The sequence below is a fragment of the Pseudomonas sp. CFBP13528 genome (genome assembly GCF_005233615.1).
Lineage (GTDB): Bacteria > Pseudomonadota > Gammaproteobacteria > Pseudomonadales > Pseudomonadaceae > Aquipseudomonas > Aquipseudomonas fluorescens_AM.
The window spans coordinates 1-25,120 of the sequence record NZ_QGAJ01000013.1 but is presented as its reverse complement, the minus strand read 5'-3'; the positions used below and the strand labels follow the sequence as shown (position 1 = coordinate 25,120).

Here is a 25,120-nt window from a genome sequence, read left to right as displayed (position 1 = left end):
CAATATGAAAATTTTAGTGCTGGGTGTGACAGGGATGCTCGGAAGTGCTGTTTTCAAGTACATCGCCAGCCATACCTCACATAGTGTGTTTGGCACCATGCGTGGTAAAGGGGGGCGTAAGTACTTCGATGAAAAGTACGCAGAGAACTTCTATTCGGATGTTGATGTTCTAGACTACGAAGCCTTGGTCGGTGTCTTCGAGCAGGCACGTCCGGACGTCGTTATCAACTGCGTTGGCTTGATCAAACAGTTAGCCCAGGCCAAGGATCCGCTGTCGACGTTGCCGCTCAACTCGATGCTGCCGCATCGCCTATCGAAGTTGTGCGCGCTGATCGGTGCCCGGCTTGTCCATATCAGTACCGACTGCGTCTTCACTGGCGAGAAGGGAATGTATTTGGAATCTGACATTTCAGACGCGGTCGACTTGTACGGAAAGTCCAAGTTTATTGGTGAAGTTCAAGACCAACCTCACGCCATCACCTTGCGCACCTCAATCATCGGCCATGAGCTGGCAAGCAGTGCGTCTCTAGTTGACTGGTTCCTCTCCCAGGAAGGTGCCGTAAAAGGTTTTACGAAAGCCATATTCTCGGGTGTACCGACCTCAGAACTTGCTCGCATCATCACCGATTTCGTGATTCCCAATCCGCAGCTGTTCGGTCTCTATCATGTTTCCGCTGAGCCTATCGATAAATTCACGTTGCTGAATGAAATCGCGAAGATTTATGAAAAGAAAATCGACATTGTCCCAGATGATCATCTAGCGATTGATCGGTCTCTGGACTCTACGCGATTCCGCCAGGCAGTGGGCTACGTTCCGCCTGCTTGGCCAGACCTTATTCAATTTATGCGCGCTCAGCGATAATTAGGAGATTTTACAGATGTTCGATAATAAAGTGTTGATGATTACCGGCGGTACCGGTTCCTTTGGTAACACCGTGCTCAAGCGATTTCTCGATACCGATGTCAAAGAAATCCGTGTGTTCAGCCGTGACGAAAAGAAACAGGAAGACATGCGCATTGCGCTGGGTAACGACAAGGTAAAGTTTTACATCGGCGATGTGCGTGACTATGCCAGCATTTCCCAGGCGATGGTCGGGGTCAATTACATCTTTCACGCCGCTGCGCTCAAGCAAGTTCCTTCTTGCGAGTTCTATCCGATGGAAGCGGTCAAAACCAACGTGATGGGCACGGAAAACGTGCTGAACGCGGCGATCGCCAACAATGTAGAACGCGTAGTGGTTCTGAGTACGGATAAAGCCGTCTACCCAATCAATGCGATGGGCATTTCCAAAGCCATGGCGGAAAAGCTGGTCGTTGCCAAGTCCCGGATGATCCCGCAAAACGGTCCTGTCATCTGTTCCACACGCTATGGCAACGTTATGGCTTCCCGAGGTTCGGTGATCCCCTTGTTCATCAATCAGTTGAAGCAGGGCGGCGAACTGACGGTAACTGACCCCAATATGACCCGTTTCCTCATGTCCCTGGAAGATTCGGTTGATTTGGTTTTGCATGCTTTTGAATATGCCGAACAAGGCGATATTTTCGTACAAAAGGCGCCTGCATCGACTGTCGAAGATTTGGCTCAAGCGCTCAAAGAACTGTTCAAGTGCATGAATTCGATCAAGGTGATCGGCACGCGTCACGGCGAGAAGCTTTACGAGTCGTTGATTTCTCGCGAGGAAATGGCCAAGGCAGAAGACATGGGCCGTTACTACCGGATCCCTGCGGACAATCGCGATCTGAACTATGAGAAATATTTCGTAGAGGGTGAAACGCATATTTCGGAGTTGGACGACTATACATCACACAACACTGAGCGCCTGGATGTTGAGGGTGTTAAAGCGCTGCTGATGAAGTTGGAGTTTGTTCGGGAGCAACTCAATGCTTAAAGTCATGACGCTGGTGGGCACTCGGCCGGAACTCATCAAAATGAGCCGCGTGATCGCAGAGCTGGATAAACAGACCCACCATATTCTGGTGCATTCCGGTCAGAACTACGATTATGAGCTTAACCAGGTATTCTTTGATGACCTGGATATTCGTAAGCCCGACCATTTCCTGGGCGCTGTAGGTGATACTGCGGCCCAGACGATTGCTCAGGTTATCGCTAAATCGGATGAGCTGTTCGAGTCGGAAAAGCCGGATGCACTGCTGCTCTACGGGGATACCAATACCTGTCTGGCTGTCATTTCTGCCAAGCGCAGAAAAATCCCTGTTTTCCATATGGAAGCGGGTAACCGTTGCTTCGACCAGCGCGTCCCCGAGGAGTTGAATCGCAAGGTTCTCGACCACCTCAGCGATATAAACATGGTGCTGACCGAACACGCCCGTCGCTATCTGCTGGATGAGGGCGTGCGCCCGGAAACGATCATCAAGACCGGGTCGCACATGGCAGAAGTCCTGGACTTCTACATGCCCAAGATCCAAGCGTCCGATGTAGTGGCTCGCGAAGGGCTGACCTCCGGTGGCTTCTTTATTGTCAGCACGCATCGTGAAGAGAACGTAGATACCCCGGATAATCTTCGGGATCTGATTGGCTCGCTGAAGGCACTGGCTGACGAGTACAAGCTGCCTATTATTGTTTCCACACACCCAAGGACGCGTAAGCGCCTTGAAGCATTGGGTGAGTCGCTTGACCATCCACTGATTCGCTTCGTTAAACCGTTCGGTCTGCTCGACTACATCAAGTTGCAGATGGAAGCGTTTTGCATTCTGTCCGACAGCGGCACCATCACTGAAGAAGCGTCTTTGTTGAACCTGCCGGCGGTGACGATTCGCAACGCTCACGAGCGGCCTGAAGGCATGGATGAAGGCACGCTTATCATGTGTGGCCTGACGACTGATCGCGTGCTGAACGCTGTCAGGGTCGTGACCAGCCAGCATGTACGTGGTGAACGAGTGATGTCGGTGGTAGGCGATTATTTGGGTGGCGCCGTCTCCAAAAAAGTCGTGCGCATTGTGCACAGCTATACCGATTACATTAATCGCACCGTTTGGTCTAAATCCTAAACAAGGAGTTTGGTGTGCGCATATTTGTGACTGGGGCATCTGGATTTGTTGGTAGCCGGTTGGTCCAAGTGTTATCCGCTCGTACAGATGTTCACGTCACGGTTGCCGTCAGAGACCCCGGTTTTTCCTGTCCTGGCGCCGATCAAGTGGTTCAATTCGACGACCTGTCGAGCGCTGATTTTTCAGGCGTTCTGACGGGGGTTGAGGCGGTTGTTCATTGCGCGGCCCGCGTTCATGTGATGAACGATTCCGAGGCCGATCCGCTTGAAGCCTTTCGCCGCGTCAATGTCCAGGGCACCCTGGCCCTGGCGCATCAGGCGGCCCAGGCTGGTGTGCGACGCTTTGTGTTCCTCAGTTCAATCAAGGTCAACGGTGAAGGCACGGTCTCGGGCGCGCCTTATACCGCCGATCAGCCGCCGGCACCGTCGGACCCTTACGGCATATCAAAGATGGAGGCCGAACAGGGTCTGCTGGAATTGGCTGCAACGACAGGGATGGAAGTGGTGATCATCCGTCCGGTGCTGGTTTATGGCCCGGGTGTAAAGGCCAACTTCCTGAGCATGATGCGTTGGCTGCACAAAGGTGTGCCATTGCCTTTCGGCGCCATCCATAACGCGCGCAGTCTGGTCGCGCTGGATAACCTGGTTGATCTTTCGATTACCTGCATCACTCATCCAGCCGCCGCCAACCAGGTATTCATGGTCAGTGATGGCGAGGATCTTTCAACCACTGTTTTATTACGCAAAATGGCGTCTGCGCTGGGCAAACCCGCGCGTCTTCTTCCGGTTCCAGCCTCTTTGCTGAGCACTGCCGCAATCATGCTGGGCAAGCGCAGCCTGTCCCAACGGTTGTGCGGTTCCTTGCAGGTCGATATTGGGAAGACGCGTGCCCTTTTAGGCTGGACGCCTCCGCTGTCGGTTGATGAGGCGCTCAAGGTCACGGCGTCTGCTTATATGGAAAGTCAAAACACATGAGTTATTGGTGGATCGTTCCGGTTGTTGCGTTTGTCTCGTTTGTCATGACCGCTGTGCTTAGGCACTATGCGCTATCTCGAAGCATCATTGATATACCGAACGCACGGAGTTCACATTCTGTTCCTACGCCCAGGGGCGGCGGGGTAGCCATTGTATTGGCCTTTCTTGCGGTACTGCCGCTGGTCGGATGGTTGGACCTGGTCCCGTGGCCTTCGCTCGTTGCAGCAGGCGGCGCCGGAGTGGTAATAGCCGTCCTGGGCTTTATGGATGACCATGGACACATTGCAGCTCGCTGGCGTTTGGCAGGGCATTTTGCAGCGGCGGCATGGGCGTTGTTCTGGATCAACGGACTGGCCCCGCTGAACCTATTCGGATGGGCCCTGGATCTGGGGCTTGTCGGTAATGTGCTGGCGGCTGTCTATATTGTCTGGATGCTCAATCTCTACAATTTCATGGATGGAATTGACGGTATCGCCAGCGTGGAAGCGATTTGCGCCTGCCTGGGCGCCTGTTTGCTTTACGTATTGGGCGGTCACCCGCAGATGATCTGGCTGCCTTTATTGCTGGCAGCGGCAGTGGGGGCATTTCTGGTTTGGAATTTTCCCCCCGCCAAGATTTTCATGGGTGATGCCGGTAGCGGTTTCCTGGGGATTACCCTGGCGTTCTTCTCACTGCAGGCAGCCTGGGTCAAATCGGATTTTTTCTGGGCGTGGTTGATTTTGCTGGGCGTATTCGTCGTCGACGCAACCTGCACGCTTGTTCGTCGATTGGTAAGGGGTGATAAGGTTTACGAAGCGCATCGCAGTCATGCTTATCAATTTGCCTCGCGCAAATATGGCAAGCACTTGCCAGTGACCATGGCAGTTGCTGCCATCAACGTTTTCTGGCTTTTACCTATTGCAGCGGGTGTAGTCTTGAGCGGATGGGATGGCACATGGGCGTTGGTTGTTGCCTACCTGCCGTTGGTCGCGCTGGCGATAAAGTTTCATGCCGGCGAGCTCGAGATTATGGTCGCGCAGAAGTAAAGGTTATCGTAGTCGGTCAGCGAGTCCTGAAAAGCCCGTGGATGGCTTTGCAGCATTAGGCATTGGAATGTACAGAGGTGTTCGAAGGAGTTATGGATAAGTTACGGGCGTTCTTAGTCGGTTTGCCTCGACGCAAAAAGCGGCTGATTCAGGTCAGTACCGATGTAATGGTGGTCTGGGCTGCATTGTGGCTGGCTTTCGTCGTACGTCTGGGCGTCGATGAAATGGCTAATCCAATCATCGCTCACCTTTGGCTGTTTATTGCCGCGCCTGTCGTCGCAATACCTCTGTTCATTCGATTTGGTATGTACCGAGCGGTGATGCGGTATTTCGGTAACGACGCGCTGATTGCGATTATCAAGGCGGTCAGCCTTTCATCGCTGATTCTTGGCGTCGTCGTATATTGGTACAGCAATCACCAGAATGTGGTCCCGCGCTCGATTATTTTCAACTATTGGTGGCTCAGCCTGATCATGGTGGGCGGCCTGCGTCTGGCGATGCGCCAATACTTCCTGGGGGACTGGTTTACGGCGGCTCAGCACGTTCCGTTCACTAGCCGGGAAGATGGTCTGCCGCGCGTTGCTATTTATGGCGCGGGCGCAGCCGGCAACCAATTGGTCGCGGCGTTGAGGATGGGCAGGGTGATGCGCCCTGTCGCGTTTATCGACGACGATGAAAGCATCACTGATCGCGTCATTTCGGGCCTGCAGGTGTACAAGGCCAAGCATATCCAGCGAATGATCGATACCACTGGCGCCCAGGAAATTCTGTTGGCCATCCCATCCTCCAACCGTGGCCGTCGCCGTGAAATCCTGGGTTTCCTCGAAGGCTTCCCGCTTCACGTGCGAAGCGTTCCGGGGTTCATGGACCTGGCCAGTGGTCGCGTCAAGGTAGATGACATCCAGGAAGTCGACATCGCCGACTTGCTGGGTCGCGATACCGTGCCTGCTCAAGGCGAGCTCCTGGAACACTGCATCAAGGGCCAGACCGTTCTGGTCACTGGCGCGGGGGGGTCGATCGGGTCCGAACTGTGCCGGCAGATTCTGGCGTTGCGTCCGACGACGCTGCTGTTGTTCGAACACAGTGAGTTCAATCTCTACAGCATCCTTTCGGAACTTGAGCAACGCGTCGTTCGTGAGTCGTTGCCCGTCAAGTTATTGCCCATCCTCGGTTCTGTGCGCAACCAGTCCAAGCTGCTGGATGTGATGAAAACCTGGCGCGTGGATACGGTTTATCATGCCGCAGCGTATAAGCATGTACCGATGGTTGAGCACAACATCGCAGAAGGTGTGCTGAACAACGTAATCGGGACGTTGAATACGGCCCAGGCCGCACTTCAAGTTGGCGTTTCCAACTTTGTTCTGATCTCTACGGACAAAGCCGTACGCCCGACCAATGTCATGGGCAGTACCAAGCGTTTGGCCGAACTTACCTTGCAGGCGCTCAGTCGTGAGCTGGCTCCTGTACTGTTCGGTGATAAGTCGAATGTCTCACGCGTCAACAAGACCCGTTTCACGATGGTGCGTTTTGGCAATGTACTGGGCTCTTCGGGCTCAGTGATTCCGCTCTTTCACAAGCAGATCAAGTCTGGCGGCCCATTGACGGTCACCCATCCCAAGATCACGCGTTACTTCATGACAATCCCTGAAGCGGCGCAGTTGGTGATTCAGGCAGGCTCCATGGGCCTGGGCGGTGATGTGTTTGTGCTGGACATGGGCGAGCCGGTGAAGATTGTCGAGCTGGCCGAAAAAATGATTCATCTTTCCGGCCTGAGCGTTCGTTCCGAAAAGAATCCCCATGGTGATATCGCCATCGAGTTCTCCGGCCTGCGTCCCGGCGAAAAGCTTTACGAAGAGTTGCTGATTGGCGACAACGTTGTTGCGACCCAGCACCCGATGATCATGAGTGCCAACGAAGATTATCTGTCATGGGACGTACTCAAAGGCAAGCTCTCTGAGTTGCTTGCCGCGGTTGATGAGGATGACTACACCCGTGTCCGTCAGCTTCTGCGCGACACTGTCAGCGGCTATGCCCCCGACGGCGAAATCGTCGACTGGATCTATCAGCAGCGTCGCCTGGAACCGTGAGTTAACACCCTGTTACTCAAGCGCTTTTGACACCCTCCAACCATCGCCTAAGTTAGAGAAGCAGCTTCGGAAAAGCTGCTTTTCTCTTACCGATGTCATGGAGCGTCACCAATGCAAAACACCTACCTTTCCTCCCTTGTCTTCGCCTTCCTCGCCAGCCTCTCTGTCGCCACCACCGCAGCCCCATCCGCCAAACCTGAAGCCCCAACCGCCATCTCCGCGCAAATGACCAAAACCGAGCAATCGGCCAAGGTCAACCTCAACGCGGCTGATGCTGAAACCCTGCGCCGCGATTTGTTCGGTATCGGCGCCGCCAAGGCGAAAGCGATCGTTGCTTTTCGCGAAAGCAATGGCCCCTTCACAGCGGTGGATGAGTTGCTGGAGGTAAAGGGAATTGGCAAGGCCCTGCTGGAGAAGAACCGCGACAGGCTGGTTATCAACTAAACGACGTTGCCCAGAGGCCGATCATTGATCGGCCTTTTACCCTGTGCGTTTTTAGTCCAGCCCTGGCATGAAATGTGGTTACCTCAAGATTATCGATTGTTCAACAGTCACCCTTGATGGAGGATTGCCCCATGTATAAAGACTATCCGGCCGCCTACCAAGTCAGTAAAGGCTCGGCATTACAGGTGGATACGGCGTTCTACGAGCGCATCCGGGATCGGCAGGGCCAGCGCACCCTGATCGAACAGTTCGAGGTACCGATCCGCACGGGCAGGGCATGGAAAGTCCCTGCCGGGCATGTCTTCCGCGTAACCACTCCGGTGGGCCCGCAGGTGGGGGATTTCAACGTGTGGAACGCCAATGATCCGCGCGAGCGGTTGTGGGCAGCCCGCACCCGGCAACTCCAAGGCGCACATGTCAGCACCCACGACCGTTTGTGGTCGAACCTTCCATTTCTGAGGCCCCTGGTTACCATTACCGATGACAGCCTGGCAGGCTATGGCATCGATGAACACGGCGGGCGTCTGCACGATTTGCTTGGCACGCGCTGCGATCCGTATGTGAACCGTATGCTCACCGGTGAGGACTTTCATCATCATTGCCATTCGAACCTCACTCGCGCGGTATTGCCCCACGGTCTGACGGAATTCGATGTGCACGACGTGCTGAATATTTTCCAGTGCACCGGGCTCAATCATGATGACATGTACTTCATGAAAGCCTGTCCTGCGCAGAAGGGCGATTACCTGGAGTTCTTTGCCGAGATTGATGTGCTGTGCGCGCTGTCTACGTGTCCGGGTGGGGATTTGTCGCTGCCGATGTGGGGGCCGGATGCGCAGGATCCGTTGACGGTGTGTCGCCCGTTGGGCGTCGAGATCTACCAATTGGAGGAAGAGCTGCTTGAAGGCTGGAGCCAGCCCGAGCGTGCTGCCTATAAAGGGCAGCACGGGTTGCAGATTGCCAAGGCGGCTTGGGAGTAACCCAAGGCTCAACGATCCTGGGCATCCTTGGCATCCGCCTGCGCATTGCGCTCGGCCACGCGTTTGCGTTGTTCGTCGGTGAGTTCCACTTTGTTGGCGCTGTCGCGCAGCATCATCAACCCACCGACGATCGATCCGATCGCAACTACCATAATCAACCACGCATACCACGGCATAAGGCTCTCCTTGAGGCAGATTGCCGGGGGAGAATTTTCCCACGGTAATAACTGCTTTGAGTTACGGGCGTTCTGAGTAGTTCATTGTAGGCCCGTTCTGCCTCGCGAACCTTATAACCCGGTCAACATCGCATCCGCCGGCGCATCGGCGCGATCCTGGGCGGTCAGTTGGAAGTAGATGAAGCCCACGGCCATGAAGCCAAGGAAGATCAACCCGATCAGTGTATTGAACCAGGCCATCGCCACCAGGCACACCGCTGCCAGTACCAACGCGATACCCGGCACGATGGGGTAGCCCGGTGCGCGGAAAGTCCGCTCCAGCAGCGGTTCGGTTTTGCGCAATCTGAACAGGCTGAGCATGCTCATGATGTACATGACGATGGCACCGAACACAGCCATAGTGATCATCGCGGCGGTCAGGGTCATGCCACCCAGGTTGATCAGGCCGTCGCTGTAGATGGCCGCGATGCCGACCACGCCGCCGGCGATGATGGCGCGGTGAGGCGTCTGAAATCGCGACAGTTTGGCCAGGAAAGGCGGCAGGTAACCGGCGCGCGCCAGAGCGAAGAACTGGCGCGAGTAGCCGAGGATGATGCCGTGGAAACTCGCCACCAGGCCGAACAGGCCGATCCATACCAGCATGTGCAACCAGCCGGAGCTTTCGCCCACCACGGTTTTCATCGCCTGGGGCAGCGGGTCGTTGATGTTTGACAGGGTGCGCCAGTCGCCCACGCCGCCCGCGAAGAACATCACGCCCATGGCCAGGATTACCAGGGTGAGAATGCCGCTGATGTAGGCTTTTGGAATGGTGCGCTTGGGATCTTTGGCTTCTTCGGCGGCCATGGCCGCGCCTTCGATGGCGAGGAAGAACCAGATGGCGAAGGGAATTGCGGCGAACATGCCGGCAATCGCCGGGGCACCGAAGGTGTCGGAGCCGGCCCAGCCGTTCAGGGCGAAGTTGCTGAAGCTGAACGCCGGGGCAACGACGCCCATGAACACCAGCAGTTCGGCGACAGCGAGTACGCAGACCACCAGTTCGAAGGTGGCGGCGAGTTTCACGCCGAGGATGTTCAGGCCCATGAACACGATGTAGGCGCCGACGGCGGCGTGTTTCGGGTCCAGTGCTGGGAACTGCACGTTGAGGTAGGCGCCGATGGCCAAGGCGATGGCGGGTGGCGCGAAGACAAATTCGATCAGGGTTGCCAGGCCGGCAATCAAGCCGCCTTTCTCACCGAAGGCGCGGCGGCTGTAGGCAAAGGGTCCGCCGGCGTGGGGAATCGCCGTGGTCAGTTCGGTGAAGCTGAAGATGAAGCAGGTGTACATCGCGGCGACCATCAATGAGGTCACCAGAAAGCCCAGTGTGCCGGCGACACCCCAGCCGTAGCTCCAGCCGAAGTACTCGCCGGAAATCACCAGCCCGACAGCGATGCCCCAGAGATGCAGCGTGCCCAAGGTGGGTTTGAGTTGTGTGTTCATTGTGAGGAGTTCCCTGAACGGTTGGAATGATTCAGGTTGTTGCAGTGGCTATGCCAGGCTTGGCAATCCTGTCGCAAAGCAGTGCCTATGTCGCGGGCGAGACGGTTTGGCGTTCGAACACGGCTTGGTGCGCACCAGATAAGGGCGATAGTGCCTGGACTGCTGCCATCGCGGGCAAACCCGGCTCCCACAGTGCACCGCGTCGGGCCTGAAAAACGCGATCAAAAGGTGGGAGTGGGCTTGCCCGCGACGAGGCCTTGCGAGCCACCGCAAATCCCCCTGTAAACCCTGCATAAAGCCACTCTTTACGCCATCTTTACGCCCCGCGCCCCGCCTCGCTCTCGTTCCTTTACACCCCTCCTGCGGACAATTGCCCCACACGCGGCACTCGCCGTTAAACGGAGAAACTTCCATGAGCGTTCTGGACGGGGTGTCACTGCTATTGGCCGTGGCGCTGTTCATTTATCTGCTGGTTGCGCTGTTACGCGCGGATCGGAACTAGGAGCGGGCTATGCACAGTTATGACTATTGGCTGATCATCGCCTTCTTCGCCGTGGTACTGGTGCCGGCACCGTTTCTGGGGCGGTTCTATTACAAGGTGATGGAAGGTCAGCGCACCTGGTTGACGCCGGTTTTGGGGCCGGTGGAAAACGCCTGTTATCGCCTGTCGGGCGTAGACGCCCAGCAGGAACAGAGCTGGCAGAAATACATGCTGGCCTTGCTCGCGTTCAACCTTGCGGGCTTCTTACTGTTGTTCTCGATTCTGTTATTCCAGGACTACCTCCCACTCAACCCGCAGAAATTGCCGGGCCAGGAATGGACGCTGGCGTTCAACACAGCGGTCAGTTTCATGACCAATACCAACTGGCAGAACTACAGCGGCGAAGCCTCCCTGAGTTATCTCAGCCAGATGGTCGGCCTTACCGTGCAGAACTTCGTCAGTGCCGCCACCGGCCTGGCAGTCCTGGTCGCGCTTTGCCGTGGGATCGGTCGCAAATCCGCCACGACCTTGGGTAATTTCTGGGTCGACATGACCCGCGCCACTCTCTACGGCTTGCTGCCGCTATGCCTGGTGCTGGCACTGTTCCTGGTATGGCAGGGTGTGCCGCAGACCTTCGCCCATTACGTTGATGCCATGACGCTGCAAGGTGTGGATCAAGTCATTCCCCTGGGCCCGGCAGCCAGCCAGATTGCGATCAAGCAACTGGGCACCAATGGCGGCGGCTTCTTTGGGGTGAACTCGGCGCATCCGTTTGAAGACCCGACGGCCTGGGCCAACCTCTTTGAAGTGGCATCAATCATCCTGATCCCGGTCGCCCTGGTGTTCACCTTCGGCCACTACGTCAAAGACCTGCGTCAGAGCCGCGCGATTCTCGCGTGCATGCTGGCCTTGTTCCTGATTGGCGGCGCGACGTCGCTGTGGTCCGAGTACCAGCCCAATCCGACCCTGAACAACCCGGCCGTGGAACACACCGCGCCGCTGGAAGGCAAGGAAACACGCTTCGGCACCACCGGCACGGTGCTCTGGTCGGTAACCACCACCGCGGCCTCCAACGGATCGGTCAACGGCATGCAGGACAGCCTCAGCCCTCTGAGCGGCATGGTGGCGCTGGTCAACATGATGGTCGGTGAAGTGATCTTCGGCGGCGTCGGTGCCGGTATGTACGGCATGTTGCTCAACGTGTTGATCGCGGTGTTCCTTGCCGGGCTGATGATCGGCCGCACCCCGGAATACCTGGGCAAGAAACTTCAGGCCAAGGAAGTGCAATTGCTGGTGGTGACTCTGCTGGTGATGCCGGTGGGTGTGCTCGTGCTGGGTGCCATCGCCGCGAGCCTGCCAGGCCCGGCCGGAGCCATCAGCAACCCTGGGCCCCACGGTTTCAGCCAGTTGCTCTACGCCTACACCTCGGCCAGTGCCAACAACGGTTCGGCGTTCGGCGGTTTCAGTGGCAACACCGCGTTTCACAACTTGATGCTCGGGCTGGGCATGTTGATCGGCCGTTTCGGTTACATCCTCCCGGTACTGGCCCTGGCCGGTAGCCTGGCGATGAAGAAGACCGCACCGATTGGCCAGAACAGTTTTCCGACCCACGGCCCGTTGTTCGTGACGCTGTTGACCGTGACCATTTTGCTGGTGGGCGGCCTGACGTTTCTGCCGACACTGGCGCTGGGCCCGATTGCTGAACACCTGAGCATGGGCTTCTAAGTTAAGGGGATATGAGAATGAACATGTCTGTAAAAAATGCTGCCCCTGCGCGCACTCAGGAGCCCGCCAAGACCGCGATCTCTGCGTTGTGGCGCCCGGCGCTGGTCCAGGCGTTCGTCAAGCTGGACCCCCGTCAACTGCAACGCTCTCCGGTCATGTTGGTGGTCGAGCTGACCGCCATTCTCACCACCGTGCTGTGCTTTGTGCCCGATACCAGCGTGCCGACCTTCGTGGCCGTGCAAATCGCAGTGTGGCTGTGGTTCACTGTGCTGTTCGCCAACTTCGCTGAAGCCTTGGCCGAAGGCCGTGGCAAGGCCCGCGCCGACAGCCTCAAGGCTGGCAGTGAAGGCCTGAGCGCGCGCCGCAAGGAGGCCGACGGCAGCTTCAAGGTGGTCCCGGCCACCAGCCTGCGCAAAGGTGATGTGGTGCGCGTCGCGGCAGGCGAAATGATTCCTGGCGACGGCGAAGTGATCGAAGGTATCGCCGCGGTCAACGAAGCGGCGATTACCGGCGAGTCCGCCCCGGTGATCCGCGAGTCCGGCGGCGACCGCTCGGCCGTCACCGGCAACACCCGCCTGGTGTCGGACTGGCTGCTGATCCGCATCACCGCCAACCCCGGCGAGTCGACCCTGGACCGCATGATCGCACTGGTGGAAGGCGCCAAACGCCAGAAAACCCCCAACGAAGTTGCGCTGGATATCCTGCTGATCGGCCTCACCCTGATTTTCCTGCTGGTGGTGGTAACCCTGCAGCCGTTCGCGCACTTCGCCAATGGCAGCCTGCCTCTGGTGTTCCTGGTCGCACTGCTGGTGACGCTGATTCCCACGACCATTGGCGGTTTGCTCTCGGCCATCGGCATTGCCGGCATGGACCGTCTGGTGCGCCTGAACGTGATCGCCAAGTCCGGTCGCGCGGTGGAAGCGGCAGGGGATGTGCATGTGTTGCTGCTGGACAAGACCGGCACCATCACCTTTGGTAACCGTCGTTGTTCGGCCGTGGTTGCGGCGCCCGGTGTCAGTGGCCGGGAAGTGGCTGAAGGCGCGTTGTTCGCCTCCCTGGGCGATGACACGGCGGAAGGCAAGTCTATCGTTGAATACCTGCGCGCCTTGCACCCCCAGGCCGAGCCGACGCTGGACCAACTGACCGCCGTACCCTTCAGCGCCGAAACCCGGTTATCCGGTGTCGACTACCAGGGCCGCGTCTTCCGCAAGGGCGCGGTGGATTCGCTGCTGGCGTTTATCGGCCAGCAACGCAGCGACCTGTTACCTGCGCTGTCGCGGGAAATCGACAAGATTGCCCAGAGTGGCGGCACGCCGTTGCTGGTGTGCGCCGATGGCAAGTTACTCGGTGCGATCCATCTCAAAGACGTGGTCAAGCCCGGGATTCGCGAGCGTTTTGCCGAGCTGCGCACGTTGGGCATTCGTACCGTGATGGTCACCGGCGACAACCCGCTGACCGCCGCGGCGATTGCCGCTGAAGCCGGCGTGGATGATGTACTGGCTGAAGCCACGCCTGAGAAGAAACTGGCGCGTATCCGCCATGAACAGAACGACGGCCGTCTGGTCGCCATGTGCGGCGACGGTGCCAACGACGCCCCGGCACTGGCCCAGGCCGACGTCGGCATGGCGATGAACGATGGTACCCAGGCTGCACGCGAAGCCGCGAACATGGTCGACCTCGACAGCGATCCGACCAAGCTGCTGGATGTGGTGCAGATCGGCAAGGAGTTGCTGGTGACCCGGGGCGCACTGACCACCTTTTCCATCGCCAACGATGTGGCCAAGTACTTCGCGATTCTGCCGGCGCTATTTGCCGCGATCTATCCGCAACTGGGCGTGCTCAACGTCATGCACTTGCAGAGCCCGCAGAGCGCGATCCTGTCGGCCATCGTGTTCAACGCGCTGATCATCGTGGTGCTGATTCCCCTGGCCCTGCGCGGGGTGCGTGTGCAGGCCGCGAGTGCGGCCGCATTGTTGCGACGCAACCTGCTGATCTACGGCCTGGGTGGGCTGCTGGTGCCCTTTGTGGGCATCAAGGCGATCGACATGCTGCTGACGGCGCTGCACCTGGTGTAACCCTGCGGTCTTTATGGCCCGATTCAACGAGGATTTGATGATGACTAATATAATCCGCCCGGCCCTGAGCCTGCTGGTACTCATGACCCTGATCACCGGCGTCGCCTACCCGCTGGTGGTGACCGGTGTCGCGCAAGTGGCCTTTGCGGACCAGGCCAACGGCAGCCTGGTGCGCGATGCCAGCGGCAAGGTGCGCGGCTCCAGCCTGATCGCCCAGGATTTCAGCGGCGACGGCTGGTTCCACCCACGCCCTTCGGCCGGCGCGTTCGCGACGGTTTCCAGCAGCGCCAGCAACCTTGGCCCGAGCAACCCCGCGCTGGCCGCGCGTATCTTTGACGACGCGAATAAACAACAGGTGCCAGGCCAGGGGCCGGTACCGTTGGCCTCGCTGACGACCTCCGGCAGCGGGCTCGATCCACACTTGCCACCCGAGGCAATTGCCTATCAACTGGCGCGAGTGGCGGCCGCACGAAATGTACCGGTGTCGACCTTGCAGCGGCTGTTGGATGAACACATCGAAAGCCCGTTGGTAGGCCCGCCCGTAGTAAACGTGCTGGCCCTGAACATGGCCCTGGAAAAACTCTGACCCCCTGTAGGAGCGAGCTTGCTCGCGAAGGTCGTTAAACGATGACGCGGGCATCCAGAGTCAGCGTGGCGCTCTGGGGTTTTTCGCGAGCAAGCTTGCTCCTACATCGAAATTTTTGAAGGACCACAACATGAGCGACTCCGGCCGCGCCGATGCCCTGCTAGCCGATCTGCCCCGCAACGGCCGTGGCCGGCTCAAAGTTTTCCTCGGCGCCGCGCCCGGCGTAGGCAAGACCTACGCCATGCTCCAGGCTGCCCATACTCAACTGCGCCAAGGCGTGGGTCTGATTGCCGGCGTGGTCGAGACCCACGGCCGCGCCGAGACTGAAGCCTTGCTCAGCGGTTTGCCGCAGCAGCCGCTGTTACGCAGCGAATACCGTGGCGTAATGCTTGAAGAAATGGACCTCGACGGCCTGCTCGCGGCGAAGCCCAAGCTGGTGCTGGTCGACGAGCTTGCCCATAGCAATGCCCCCGGCAGCCGTCATGAAAAGCGCTGGCAGGACATCCAGGAGCTGCTGGCGGCCGGCATCAACGTGTTCACCACCGTCAACGTCCAGCATCTGGAAAGTCTCAATGACCAGGTGCGTGGCATCACCGGTGTGCAGGTGCGTGAAACCCTGCCGGACTGGGTGCTGCAGGAGGCCGATGAACTGCTGCTGATCGATTTGCCGTCCCGCGAATTGCTCGAGCGCCTGCGCGACGGCAAGGTGTATGTGCCGGAACAGGCGCGTGCGGCCATCGATGCGTTTTTCACCCAGACCAACTTGATGGCCCTGCGCGAGCTGGCCATGCAGACCGCTGCCGCCCATGTCGACGACGATCTGGCCCAGGGTTACCGCCAACTCGGCCAAGCGGCGCCGGCTGTGCGGGGTCGCCTGCTGGTGGGGGTCGATGGCGATGCACAAGCCGAGCGTCTGGTGCGCCATGCCAGCCGCGTCGCCCAGCGGCGACATTTGCCGTGGAGCCTGGTGCATATCGACAACGGCCGTGCGCGGGATGAACAGTCACGGCTACGCCTGCAAAATGCCCAGCAACTGGCTGAACGCCTGGGCGGTGAGGTGGTGCTGCTGCGGGCCGGCGAGGTGGCCAGGACGTTGATCCAGCATGCTGCCGAGCGCCGCGCCAGTCTGCTGCTGGTGGGACAGTCGCGCATGCGCTGGCGTCGACGGCTGTTCGGCGGCGGCCTGGCCGCACGCTTGCTGCGCAATGCGCGGGGCCTGGAAATCAACGTACTCGACAGCGACGATATACCTGCGGCACCGCGCTTGCCGGATGTGCGCGGGCTGCGCTGGTTCGATTATGCCCTGGCCGTGGCGGCCACCCTTGTCGCAGCAGGCTTGGCGTGGGGGGTGTCCAGCGTCTTGCCGTTGCCGAATATCTCGCTGGTATTTCTCGCTGCGGTGCTGCTGGTGGCGGTGCGCAGCAGCCTGGGGCCTTCGCTGGTGTGCGCGGCGTTGTCGTTCATGACCTACGACTTTCTGTTTATCCCGCCGAATTTCTCCTTCGCCATCCAGCGTGAAGAAGACGTCCTCACGCTGTTGTTTTTCCTGTTGATGGCGGCCCTCACCGGCAACCTGGCCGCACGCCAGCGTCGGCAATTACAGGCGCTGCGCGATACCCAGGAAGAAACCAGCGAGCTGCTCGACCTGTCACGCAAGCTCACCGCCGCCACGGATCGCCAGGCGGTCATCAGTGCGGCGGCTCATCACCTGCAAGGCTGGAATGAGTTGGATCTGTGCCTGGTCAATCGCGATGGTCAGGGCGGTTGGACGATCGAGACCGGCGGGCCGCTGACCCTCACCGAGGCCGAACGTGCCGCCGCCGACTGGGCCTGGCAGCACGATCAACCGGCAGGCATGGGCACCGGCACCTTGCCATTTGGACGCTGGTGGTGGTGGCCGTTGTCGGGTGAAGAGGGCCCTCTGGGCTTGCTGGGCGTGAGCGCGAAAGCCGGCATGGCGTTGAGCGGCCAACGCCGTCGCCTGCTCACCGCGCTGAGCCAGCCGTTGGCCCAGGCGTTGGCGCGTGCGCAGTTGGCGCAGGAATTGGAGTCCGCACGTTTGCACGGTGAGACCGAACAACTGCGCAGTGCCTTGCTCGCCTCCGTCTCCCACGATTTGCGTACGCCGCTGACCTCCATGCGCGGCAGTATCGACAGCCTGCTGGCGCTGGGCGAGGCGATCCCTTTGGAGGACCGTCGCGAATTGCTCGAAGGTACCCGTGATGAAGCCGAGCGCCTCGACCGCTATATCCAGAACCTGCTGGACATGACCCGCCTGGGCCACGGCGCGCTGAAGCTGGCGCGCGATTGGGTGTCGCCCGGTGATATCGTCGGCAGTGCGCTTGGGCGATTGCGCGCCGTGCTGGCGCCTTTGCAGGTCGACACCGATGTGCCGCCGGACCTGCCCTTGCTCTATGTGCATGCGGCGTTGATCGAGCAGGCCCTGGTCAATGTCATGGAAAACGCCGCGCGCTTTTCGCCGCCCCAGGGCCGCTTGCAGTTGAGCGCCGGCGTGTCGGACGGCCAAGTGTTTTTCGCCGTAGCCGATGAGGGGCCGGGAATTCCGGAGGACGAGCGCGCAAAAATCTTCGATATGTTCTACACCGCTGCGCGCGGTGATCGCGGCGGGCAGGGCACCGGCCTGGGGTTGGCGATCTGCCAGGGCATGGTCGGCGCGCACGGCGGGCACATCAGTGTGGCCGACGGTATTGAAGGGCGGGGCACTTGTATTACCTTGTTTCTGCCTCTGCCGACACAACCTGCCTTGGAGCAAAACTTGTAGGCGCGAGCTTGCTCGCGAAGGTCGTTAACGATAAAGATGGCTTCCTGAATGCACGCGGCGCCTAGACGTTTTTCGCGAGCAGGCTCGCTCCTACATTGGTTGGGTTTTAATTGATTTTAACTGAGACACCATGAGCCAGACCGCGACGATTCTCGTCATTGATGACGAACCGCAGATCCGCAAATTCCTGCGCATCAGCCTGGCCTCCCAAGGCTATAAGGTGATCGAAGCCGGTACCGGCAACGAAGGCCTCGCACAGGCGGCACTGAGCAAACCGGATTTGCTCGTACTTGACCTGGGCTTGCCCGATATGGACGGCCAGCAGGTGCTGCGCGAGTTTCGCGAGTGGTCGACGGTGCCGGTGTTGGTGCTCTCGGTGCGGGCCAGCGAAGCGCAGAAGGTCCAAGCCCTTGACGGTGGCGCCAACGACTACGTGACCAAGCCTTTCGGCATTCAGGAGTTTCTCGCCCGTGTGCGCGCACTATTGCGCCAGGCTCCGACGGGGGAAGCTCAGGAGGCCGCGTTGAGTTTCGGCCCGCTGACCGTGGACCTGGCCTACCGCCGCGTCCTGCTTGACGGCGCCGAAGTGGCACTGACCCGCAAGGAGTACGCGGTGCTGGCGCAACTGGCGCGGCATCCTGGGCGGGTAATTACCCAGCAGCAATTGCTCAAGGATATCTGGGGGCCGACCCACACCGAAGACAGCCACTACCTGCGCATTGTGGTGGGCCATTTGCGCCAGAAGCTGGCGGATGATCCGACGCAGCCGAGGTTTATCGTGACTGAGGCGGGGGTGGGGTATCGGTTGCTGGGTGCTTGAGTTTACCGCTGTCTGGACCGGCCTCCTCGCGGGCAAGCCCACTCCCACACTTTGAATGTATTCACCGATCAAAAGGTGGGAGGGGGCTTGCCCCCGATGAGGCCCTCTATAACACCCTGAATTTCAGGCCTGCTCACTCTCATACCGATCCAATGTATCACTGGCAATTTCCCGCCCCAACGCGATCAGCTCCGGCGCCTTGTAGAACTCGAAAAAACGGCACACCCGCTTTGGTACGTTGATCAGCACGTCCGGCGGGTAACCGGCAATTTTGTACTGGGCCAATGACGTCTGCATCACCTCGAAACTCTGGTTGATCAGGTCCAGCAGCGAGGCCGGCCCGACATTGTCGATGATGAACGAGCCCGTGGCCGACTTCGGCGCGCCGGGCTTCTCCGGCGCGGCGGCGGGTTGCTGGGATTCCGGCTCGGCCGAGTCCAGCCACGGGTTGATCTCGGCGGCCTGGGCCTGCAAGGCTTCCTGCTCGAGCTTCATCAACTGCTCGGCCTGCTTGCGGCGGAACGGCAGGTGCGAGCCCAGTGATTTTGCCAGGCTGTTGAAACGGCTTTTGAACGCCGGCGGGCGCTGGATCACCGGCAGATGATAGTGCTTCTGGTTGGTGGCGTTGAGGTTGACCGCAATGATCAAGTCGCAATGGCTCGACACCACCGGCACGATAGGCAACGGGTTGAGCAAACCACCGTCCACCAGCATGCGGTTGCCTTGCATCACCGGCGTGAACAGGCTGGGGATCGCTGCCGATGCGCGCATGGCCTGGTGCAGGCAGCCTTCCTGGAACCAGATTTCCTGTTGGTTGGTGAGGTCGGTGGCCACGGCGGTGTAGGGGATGCGCAGGTCTTCGATATTGATTTCGCCGACGATCTTGCGGATCTGCCCGAACACCTTTTCACCGCGAATCGCACCCAGGCGAAAGCTCACATCCACCAGGCGCAATACGTCGAGGTAATCCAGGCTTTCGATCCAGTGTCGATACTCGTCCAGCTTGCCGGCCGCATAGATCCCGCCGACCACGGCGCCCATCGAGCAGCCGGCAATACAGGCGATGTCATAGCCGCGTCGTTCGATTTCTTCGATCACGCCGATATGGGCGTAGCCCCTGGCTCCGCCGGAGCCCAGTACCAAGGCAACACGTTTCTTCATGACCAGATCCTTCGCAAAACAGGTGCCCACAATGCACCCATCCAGGGGGCGGCTTCAATCCTCGGTGAGGCCTGACAAAATTTTTCCAGAATCGCCACGAGGCTCGGGTATGCTCTGGCAATAGGTACTACCGATTTCAGGCTAGGGACAAGGCACTTTTTCTTGTAGGCATCGTCTACAGGCTACGACAGATTTTGTATATTTTGAGGTGTCATCAATGAAAGCCTGGATGTGTGTACCTGTGATCCTGTTGGCCTTGGCGGGCTGTGCCGGGAAAACCGCGTATCGCGACAGCTGCGGGTCGCAGTTGGATGCCGCCTGGAAAGAACTGGACCTGGCCAAGGCCGAGGGCTTCGCCGGCACCGTCAGCTACTCCAAGGCTTTGTCGCTGTTGACGGGGGCCAAGACCCAGCAGCAATTCGAAGCGTTCGAAGGCTGCTCCAACAAGGCCGAGAAGGCGCGCTTCTATATCCGTGAGTCACGCGCCGGGCGCTGATTTAGCCACCGCAGAGTTTTTCATCGCAAAGGGAGGGCAGGATGTCAGCGCTGGTCAATCAGTTAGTTGCTCAGGTCATTGGCCTGGAAGTGGGATTACTGAGCTGCCAGGCTCGTCTTGCCGCCGTCACCGACGATGAAGCCTTGCATGATCTGCGCACCACGGTGCGCCGTTTGCGCAGCCTGTTGCGGCCCTTGCGCGGGTTACCGGGTGTCGAACAGCTTGAATCCGCCGCCCGCACCGTCGGCCAATTGACCACGCCGCTGCGTGACCGCGAAGTGCTGGCGGCGTACTTGCACCAGCACGGGCATCATCAGGCGGCTGAGCGTCGTCTGCGCCTGCAACCTGAGGCCTATCGCCAGGTGGCGCAAAGCCCGGAGCTGGCCCAGCTGCTGCAGATCCTTGATGCGTTTCCACGCTTTATCCGTGCATCCCAACACCAGAAACTGCTCAAGAGCCTGCGCTCACGCATCCAGAAACGCCTGGCCAAGCAATGGAAAACACTCAATCACGCGCTCAAGGATCCAGCGCATGATCGCCACCGTTTGCGCTTGCTGATCAAGCGTGTGCGCTACGCGGCCGAAGCGTACCCCGAGTTGGACAAGCTGCCGGCCAACGCCGTGGCCGCTTTGAAAAAAGCGCAGGGCGTCCTGGGTGACTGGCATGACTGCTGGCAATGGCTGCTCCAGGCCGAGCACCAGGCTGACCTGCAGCCCTGCATTGCGACCTGGCGTGCCGCCATGGTCAAGGCCGAGGCACGGGCGGATCGTGTACTGGATAAACTCGGCGCCGATTGTTTCTGAACCGGTCCGGCTTTTGGCCGGAATAGGCGCTGTGCCTGGCGGGGTGGATGGTTAAGATCTCCGCATCGTTTGCTTGATGTGAGGTCGCCATGCGCTTTAGTGATTTGCTCGACGCTGCTCGCAGTCACCCGTTGGATGTCACCATTCCCGCCGAATGGGCCCAGGGCCGCGCCACGTTTGGTGGTTTGGTCGCCGCCTTGCAGTACGAGGCCTTGCGTTCGCACGTTCCGGCAGACCGGCCGCTGCGCTCACTGGCGATCACCTTCGTGGGCCCGGTAGCGCCGGATGTATCCGCCAGTTATCAGGTTGAAGTGCTGCGCGAAGGCAAGGCCGTCAGCCAATTGCTGGGCCGTGTGGTGCAGAACGGTGAAGTGGCGACGCTGGTCCAGGCCAGTTTCGGTGCGTCCCGTGAGTCAGAGATTGATGTAGCGAGCGAGCCGCCACCGGTGTTCAAACAGTGGGATGAATGCCAGGAGCTGCCCTATATCAAGGGCGTCACGCCCGAATTCATGCGGCACCTGGCAATGCGCTGGAGCGTCGGCGGCCTGCCGTTTACCGGCAATAAATCCCGTGACATGGGCGGTTGGGTACGTTTGCGTGGGGATGTGAAGGAGGAACCGCTGACCGAGGCGCACATCCTCGCACTGGTCGATGCCTGGCCCCCGGCGTTGCTCCCGCATTTGCGCAAACCGGCGCCGGGCAGCACCTTGACCTGGACCATCGAGTTCATCCAGCCATTGCAGAACCTGACCACCCTTGACTGGTGCCAATACCACGTCAACATCGAACACGCCCGCGACGGCTACGGCCACGCCGCCGCCGCGCTCTGGAGCCCGACCGGCGAATTGATCGCGCTCAGCCGCCAGACCGTAGTGGTCTTCGCCTGACATTCAACGCGAGTGGCGCCGACGCCACGCGCGCCACCAGCCACCACTGAGCACAAAGCGCGGAAACGTCACGAATTGCTCGACCACCAGGCGTTGCACCGCGTCCTTACGGTCGCTGAACGGCTCACTGGCCTGGGCTTCCAGGCTATGGCCGTGACGCTGCAACGCCAGGCCCGCCAGGATGCCGATCACGCCGATGGCAACACTGACCAGACTCAGGCTGAACACGCCGGAGACGATCAACAAGAAGCCGATGATGAACAGCGGCACGGCAATCAGGTGCAAGGCCAGGTTGGCCGGGTGCTGATGGTTTTGTGGGTAGTGACGCCATTGCCAGGCGGGGAGATTGGGGTGACGTTTGCCCATGATGGTGAATCCTCTGTCCGTTGAAACAACTTGGATGGAGTTTAGGTGGGAGAGGGTGGGGCGGCGAATTGGGGTTGACTATGGGGGTCATAGTTGCCGTTCTGAGAATTTGAATGCCGCCTATGACTACAGATTTTCCCAATCGTGGTCATCCGGGTCAGGGCAGTTTATGTAAACGGACGGCCCATCTAGAGATAACCATTTAACCCTGAACTCAATAGAGGCTTCTTTAGATTTTGCGGTAAATAAAAAACCCTCGTGTTCTTGCTTTATATTGGCAATGAAAACTTCTCTTCTAGGAAGGTTTACTATTCGTAAGTCGCTCACTCCTAAGCAGCTTAGGCCAATTCTGCAAGTGTTATAACCTTTGTTTTTCCATTTTTCAGGTAAGCGATCAGGGAATTCTGGTATGTCAAAACCAATCCCCACGTCGGGTCGGTCATTTTCGATGGTTAATGAATGTATATAGATTTTTCCAATTTCAACTGGATAACTAAATACTTTGTTGAAGAAAATAGTTTCTTCTAGACTATTCCAGTATTTCATTTTTTTTTCCTGAATGGGTAATGGTCTTTTGTGCCCGGGACGCTGCCAGTTCGGGGTGTCGCAATAGGTCGTAGGTTGAAGTGAGCACCCTGGTCACCTTTTTTATTTGTATCTCCAAATACATGCCCGGCAGAGTGGTCCTGAATTAGCACTATAGAACCATCGGCTCTCGTGTATTGGTACACCCTCGTGTTAGTGGGTTTTCCCAAGCTGTCTAAAATGCTTCGCTGATTTATATCTGACATTTTAACCGTTCCGTATTGTTTTTCTAATCCGGATTTTGCGTCGGCGACTTTATCAGGTTGTTGTGACATAGGAATATTCGCATCTCTTTTCGCCTCTCGAAACGCTCCTCTCCTAGAAATATTAGGGATGTCCGGCTCGGCCGGAGAAGAACAGGTTGGGCTTTTCGTTCCCAAACCAGGACAGTTGAAGCTTAGCCCTAACGGATCCACCCATCCCGTTGGGTTGGGCACGTACTGATACGCATTGATCCCACCCGCCAGCTTTACCGGGTCCGGCGTCAGGTAACGACCAATATCCGGATGGTAGTAGCGATGGCGGTTGTAGTGCAGGCCGCTTTCCTGGTCGTAGTACTGGCCTTGAAAACGTAGTGGGTTGTCGATTTTGCCTACGTCCAGCCGGGCGATCTGGCCGTAGGCGCGGTAGTGGGCGGACCAGGCGATTTCGCCGTCGGGCGTTGTAAGTTCCTGCGGTGTGCCGAGGTGGTCGAGTTGGTAGTAGTAAGGCTTTACGCCTTCCGGCCCGAAGCCTTCCAGCAGTGCCAGCGGGCGGAAGCTGTCGGGTTCGTAGAGGTAGCTGCGATGGCGATCGGCGTGGTGTTCGGCGATCAGCTTGTCGCCTTGCCAGAAGAACTCTGTGGTTTTCTCTTCGAGGGTCTTGCTGATGCGGCGACCAAACGGGTCATAGCGATAGTTCGCGGTTTGGCCGTTGGGTTGGGTGACGCCAATCAGCCGGTGCTGGCAGTCGTAGCGGTATTCGGTGACGAGTGAATGGCCCTTGCCACGCCGTTCTCTTATTAGATTTCCAAAAGCGTCATAGTCGTAATGGTGATCGCCCTGGATCATCAGGCGGTTGCCAGCAACGATGTCCGGGCCGGGGCGGTCTTGCATCAGCAGGTTGCCCGCCGGGTTGTGGGCGAAGCGCTCCTGGACGTCCTGGGAATGATCTGCGCGGGTCAGGCGCTGGAGCGGATCGTAGCGGTAACGGTGTTCGCCTTTGCGGGTGTCGAGCAGGCGGGTGAGGTTGCCGGCTTTGTCGTAGTCGTATTGGCGTTGATAGAGGTGGTTTTGCTGTTGGGTGACGGCGTGGGCGTGCAGGCGGTTTTGGTCGTCGTAGTGGTAGTGGCTGAGCAGTTGGCCTTGTTGGCGTTGGTGTTCGCGACCGGCACTGAACAGGTGGGAGGTCAGCAGCGAACCATTGAGTTCGACGGTGGCCAGGTGACCGCCTTTTTCGTGGTTGAAGGTGAGGCGGTTGTTGTCGGGCAGGCGCAGGTCTTTTAATTGACCGCAGGCGTCGTAGCCGTAGCGCAAGGTGCCCCAGCCTTGATGTTCGGCAGTGAGGCGGTTTTGTTTGTCGTACTCGTAGGCCAGCGCCCAGTGGCCGTCTTCGACGCTGAGGAGGTTGCCCTGGCGGTCGTAGGTGTAGGCGACCGTGTTGCCATCGGGCAGCGTTTTTCTTACGAGACGACCGGCATAGTCGCGCTCGTAGCGGGTAACAAGCTGACTACCGTCGTCGCCGTGTTCGGTCTTTTCCAGCAGGTTGCCGTTGAGGTCGTAGGCGTAGGCGGTGCATTGGCCGTCGAAGCCGATCTCCTGTCGGATCAGGCCGTTGGGGTGGTAGTCCAGTTGGTAGGTTTCGCCGACTTCGTTTTCGATCTCGGTCAGCAAAAGGCGGGCGTTGTCGTAGCGGTACTTGACCTGAGTGCCATCGGCATTGATGCGGCGGCTGATCAGGTGCAGGCCGTCGGCGTATTCGTAGCGGGTGACCTGGCCGAGTTCATCGCGCTCGGCGATGATTTTTCCGTAGGGGTTGTAGCTGAATTCCCGATGAGTCCCATCGGGCTGGGTCAGTTTCAGCAGCCTCCCTACAGCGTCCCATTGATACTGAGTCAGCGCGCCATGCTCATCCTCCCGCGCAACCCGCCGCCCCAGATCGTCATAGCGATAGCGCTTGATCCCACCGTTGGGCAACTGTTCTT

The 25,120-nt window shown here is 58.8% G+C and carries 23 protein-coding genes; 17 read left to right on the top strand and 6 right to left on the bottom strand.

Features of this window, described 5'->3' with window-relative positions; translation table 11 throughout:
- Positions 1-4: 4 nt before the first annotated feature.
- The 8 genes from PspCFBP13528_RS20570 (at position 5) to PspCFBP13528_RS20535 (ending at position 8,519) form a co-directional block, all read left to right on the top strand.
- On the top strand, positions 5-862 hold the full coding sequence (locus PspCFBP13528_RS20570; RefSeq protein WP_137201393.1) for an SDR family oxidoreductase: 858 nt from the start codon (positions 5-7) through the stop codon (positions 860-862).
- 16 nt (positions 863-878) lie between these two features.
- The gene (locus PspCFBP13528_RS20565; protein ID WP_065886424.1) at positions 879-1,889 is read left to right on the top strand and encodes a polysaccharide biosynthesis protein; all 1,011 of its coding nucleotides are present in this window, start codon (positions 879-881) and stop codon (positions 1,887-1,889) included.
- A complete protein-coding gene (gene wecB / locus PspCFBP13528_RS20560) occupies positions 1,882-3,009 on the top strand; it encodes a UDP-N-acetylglucosamine 2-epimerase (non-hydrolyzing) (protein ID WP_137201392.1) in 1,128 nt (375 codons plus the stop codon). The genes PspCFBP13528_RS20565 and wecB overlap by 8 nt, the downstream gene beginning before the upstream one ends.
- A 14-nt stretch (positions 3,010-3,023) precedes the next feature.
- Positions 3,024-3,983, top strand: a complete 960-nt coding sequence (locus tag PspCFBP13528_RS20555) for an SDR family oxidoreductase (protein ID WP_137201391.1) — start codon at positions 3,024-3,026, stop codon at positions 3,981-3,983.
- A complete protein-coding gene (locus tag PspCFBP13528_RS20550) occupies positions 3,980-5,008 on the top strand; it encodes a glycosyltransferase family 4 protein (protein ID WP_137201390.1) in 1,029 nt (342 codons plus the stop codon). The genes PspCFBP13528_RS20555 and PspCFBP13528_RS20550 overlap by 4 nt, the downstream gene beginning before the upstream one ends.
- Before the next feature lie 92 nt (positions 5,009-5,100).
- Positions 5,101-7,095 carry a nucleoside-diphosphate sugar epimerase/dehydratase gene (locus tag PspCFBP13528_RS20545; protein WP_065950342.1) on the top strand — a complete coding sequence of 665 codons (1,995 nt, stop codon included), beginning with the start codon at positions 5,101-5,103 and terminating at the stop codon, positions 7,093-7,095.
- A gap of 111 nt (positions 7,096-7,206) precedes the next feature.
- Positions 7,207-7,539 carry a ComEA family DNA-binding protein gene (locus tag PspCFBP13528_RS20540; protein ID WP_101221226.1) on the top strand — a complete coding sequence of 111 codons (333 nt, stop codon included), beginning with the start codon at positions 7,207-7,209 and terminating at the stop codon, positions 7,537-7,539.
- Positions 7,540-7,670: 131 nt separating this feature from the next.
- On the top strand, positions 7,671-8,519 hold the full coding sequence (locus PspCFBP13528_RS20535; protein WP_101221227.1) for a DUF1989 domain-containing protein: 849 nt from the start codon (positions 7,671-7,673) through the stop codon (positions 8,517-8,519).
- Positions 8,520-8,527: 8 nt separating this feature from the next.
- Here the strand turns inward: PspCFBP13528_RS20535 and PspCFBP13528_RS20530 are convergent, their stop codons facing one another.
- Complete coding sequence (locus tag PspCFBP13528_RS20530; RefSeq protein WP_003172675.1) at positions 8,528-8,695, bottom strand: DUF2897 family protein; 168 nt, start codon at positions 8,693-8,695, stop codon at positions 8,528-8,530.
- Between the two features lie 111 nt (positions 8,696-8,806).
- Positions 8,807-10,171 (bottom strand): ethanolamine permease, encoded by a 1,365-nt coding sequence (gene eat / locus PspCFBP13528_RS20525; protein ID WP_065950346.1) that lies wholly within the window; start codon positions 10,169-10,171, stop codon positions 8,807-8,809.
- A 412-nt stretch (positions 10,172-10,583) separates the two neighbouring features.
- On the opposite strand from eat, the gene kdpF reads away from it, so the two are divergent.
- The 6 genes from kdpF to PspCFBP13528_RS20495 all read left to right on the top strand — a co-directional run bounded on the left by kdpF (position 10,584) and on the right by PspCFBP13528_RS20495 (position 18,640).
- A complete protein-coding gene (gene kdpF, locus PspCFBP13528_RS20520; RefSeq protein ID WP_003218754.1) occupies positions 10,584-10,673 on the top strand; it encodes a K(+)-transporting ATPase subunit F in 90 nt (29 codons plus the stop codon).
- 9 nt (positions 10,674-10,682) lie between these two features.
- Positions 10,683-12,377, top strand: a complete 1,695-nt coding sequence (kdpA, locus tag PspCFBP13528_RS20515; RefSeq protein ID WP_137201389.1) for a potassium-transporting ATPase subunit KdpA — start codon at positions 10,683-10,685, stop codon at positions 12,375-12,377.
- 11 nt (positions 12,378-12,388) lie between these two features.
- Positions 12,389-14,452: a potassium-transporting ATPase subunit KdpB gene (kdpB, locus tag PspCFBP13528_RS20510; RefSeq protein ID WP_241669124.1), complete on the top strand. Its 2,064-nt coding sequence runs from the start codon at positions 12,389-12,391 to the stop codon at positions 14,450-14,452.
- A gap of 40 nt (positions 14,453-14,492) precedes the next feature.
- Positions 14,493-15,038 carry a potassium-transporting ATPase subunit KdpC gene (gene kdpC, locus PspCFBP13528_RS20505; protein WP_065950357.1) on the top strand — a complete coding sequence of 182 codons (546 nt, stop codon included), beginning with the start codon at positions 14,493-14,495 and terminating at the stop codon, positions 15,036-15,038.
- Between the two features lie 130 nt (positions 15,039-15,168).
- The gene (locus tag PspCFBP13528_RS20500) at positions 15,169-17,820 is read left to right on the top strand and encodes a sensor histidine kinase KdpD (protein WP_137201388.1); all 2,652 of its coding nucleotides are present in this window, start codon (positions 15,169-15,171) and stop codon (positions 17,818-17,820) included.
- 130 nt (positions 17,821-17,950) lie between these two features.
- Complete coding sequence (locus tag PspCFBP13528_RS20495) at positions 17,951-18,640, top strand: response regulator (RefSeq protein WP_065950350.1); 690 nt, start codon at positions 17,951-17,953, stop codon at positions 18,638-18,640.
- A gap of 123 nt (positions 18,641-18,763) precedes the next feature.
- Here the strand turns inward: PspCFBP13528_RS20495 and PspCFBP13528_RS20490 are convergent, their stop codons facing one another.
- Positions 18,764-19,801 (bottom strand): patatin-like phospholipase family protein, encoded by a 1,038-nt coding sequence (locus PspCFBP13528_RS20490; protein WP_065950351.1) that lies wholly within the window; start codon positions 19,799-19,801, stop codon positions 18,764-18,766.
- A gap of 217 nt (positions 19,802-20,018) precedes the next feature.
- Between PspCFBP13528_RS20490 and PspCFBP13528_RS20485 the strand changes: the two genes are divergently transcribed.
- From PspCFBP13528_RS20485 to PspCFBP13528_RS20475, 3 genes are all read left to right on the top strand, one after another.
- Positions 20,019-20,297, top strand: a complete 279-nt coding sequence (locus PspCFBP13528_RS20485) for a hypothetical protein (RefSeq protein ID WP_003238638.1) — start codon at positions 20,019-20,021, stop codon at positions 20,295-20,297.
- 41 nt (positions 20,298-20,338) lie between these two features.
- Positions 20,339-21,100 carry a CHAD domain-containing protein gene (locus PspCFBP13528_RS20480; RefSeq protein WP_101221233.1) on the top strand — a complete coding sequence of 254 codons (762 nt, stop codon included), beginning with the start codon at positions 20,339-20,341 and terminating at the stop codon, positions 21,098-21,100.
- 89 nt (positions 21,101-21,189) lie between these two features.
- Complete coding sequence (locus PspCFBP13528_RS20475; protein WP_065950353.1) at positions 21,190-21,987, top strand: acyl-CoA thioesterase domain-containing protein; 798 nt, start codon at positions 21,190-21,192, stop codon at positions 21,985-21,987.
- Positions 21,988-21,990: 3 nt separating this feature from the next.
- Here the strand turns inward: PspCFBP13528_RS20475 and PspCFBP13528_RS20470 are convergent, their stop codons facing one another.
- The 3 genes from PspCFBP13528_RS20470 to PspCFBP13528_RS20460 form a co-directional block, all read right to left on the bottom strand.
- Positions 21,991-22,353, bottom strand: a complete 363-nt coding sequence (locus PspCFBP13528_RS20470; RefSeq protein WP_065950354.1) for an Mpo1-like protein — start codon at positions 22,351-22,353, stop codon at positions 21,991-21,993.
- A gap of 126 nt (positions 22,354-22,479) precedes the next feature.
- The gene (locus PspCFBP13528_RS20465; RefSeq protein WP_101221234.1) at positions 22,480-22,899 is read right to left on the bottom strand and encodes an Imm50 family immunity protein; all 420 of its coding nucleotides are present in this window, start codon (positions 22,897-22,899) and stop codon (positions 22,480-22,482) included.
- Positions 22,896-25,120: RHS repeat-associated core domain-containing protein (locus tag PspCFBP13528_RS20460; RefSeq protein WP_178084449.1), on the bottom strand; the 2,225-nt coding region annotated here is incomplete at its 5' end. The genes PspCFBP13528_RS20460 and PspCFBP13528_RS20465, both read right to left, overlap by 4 nt.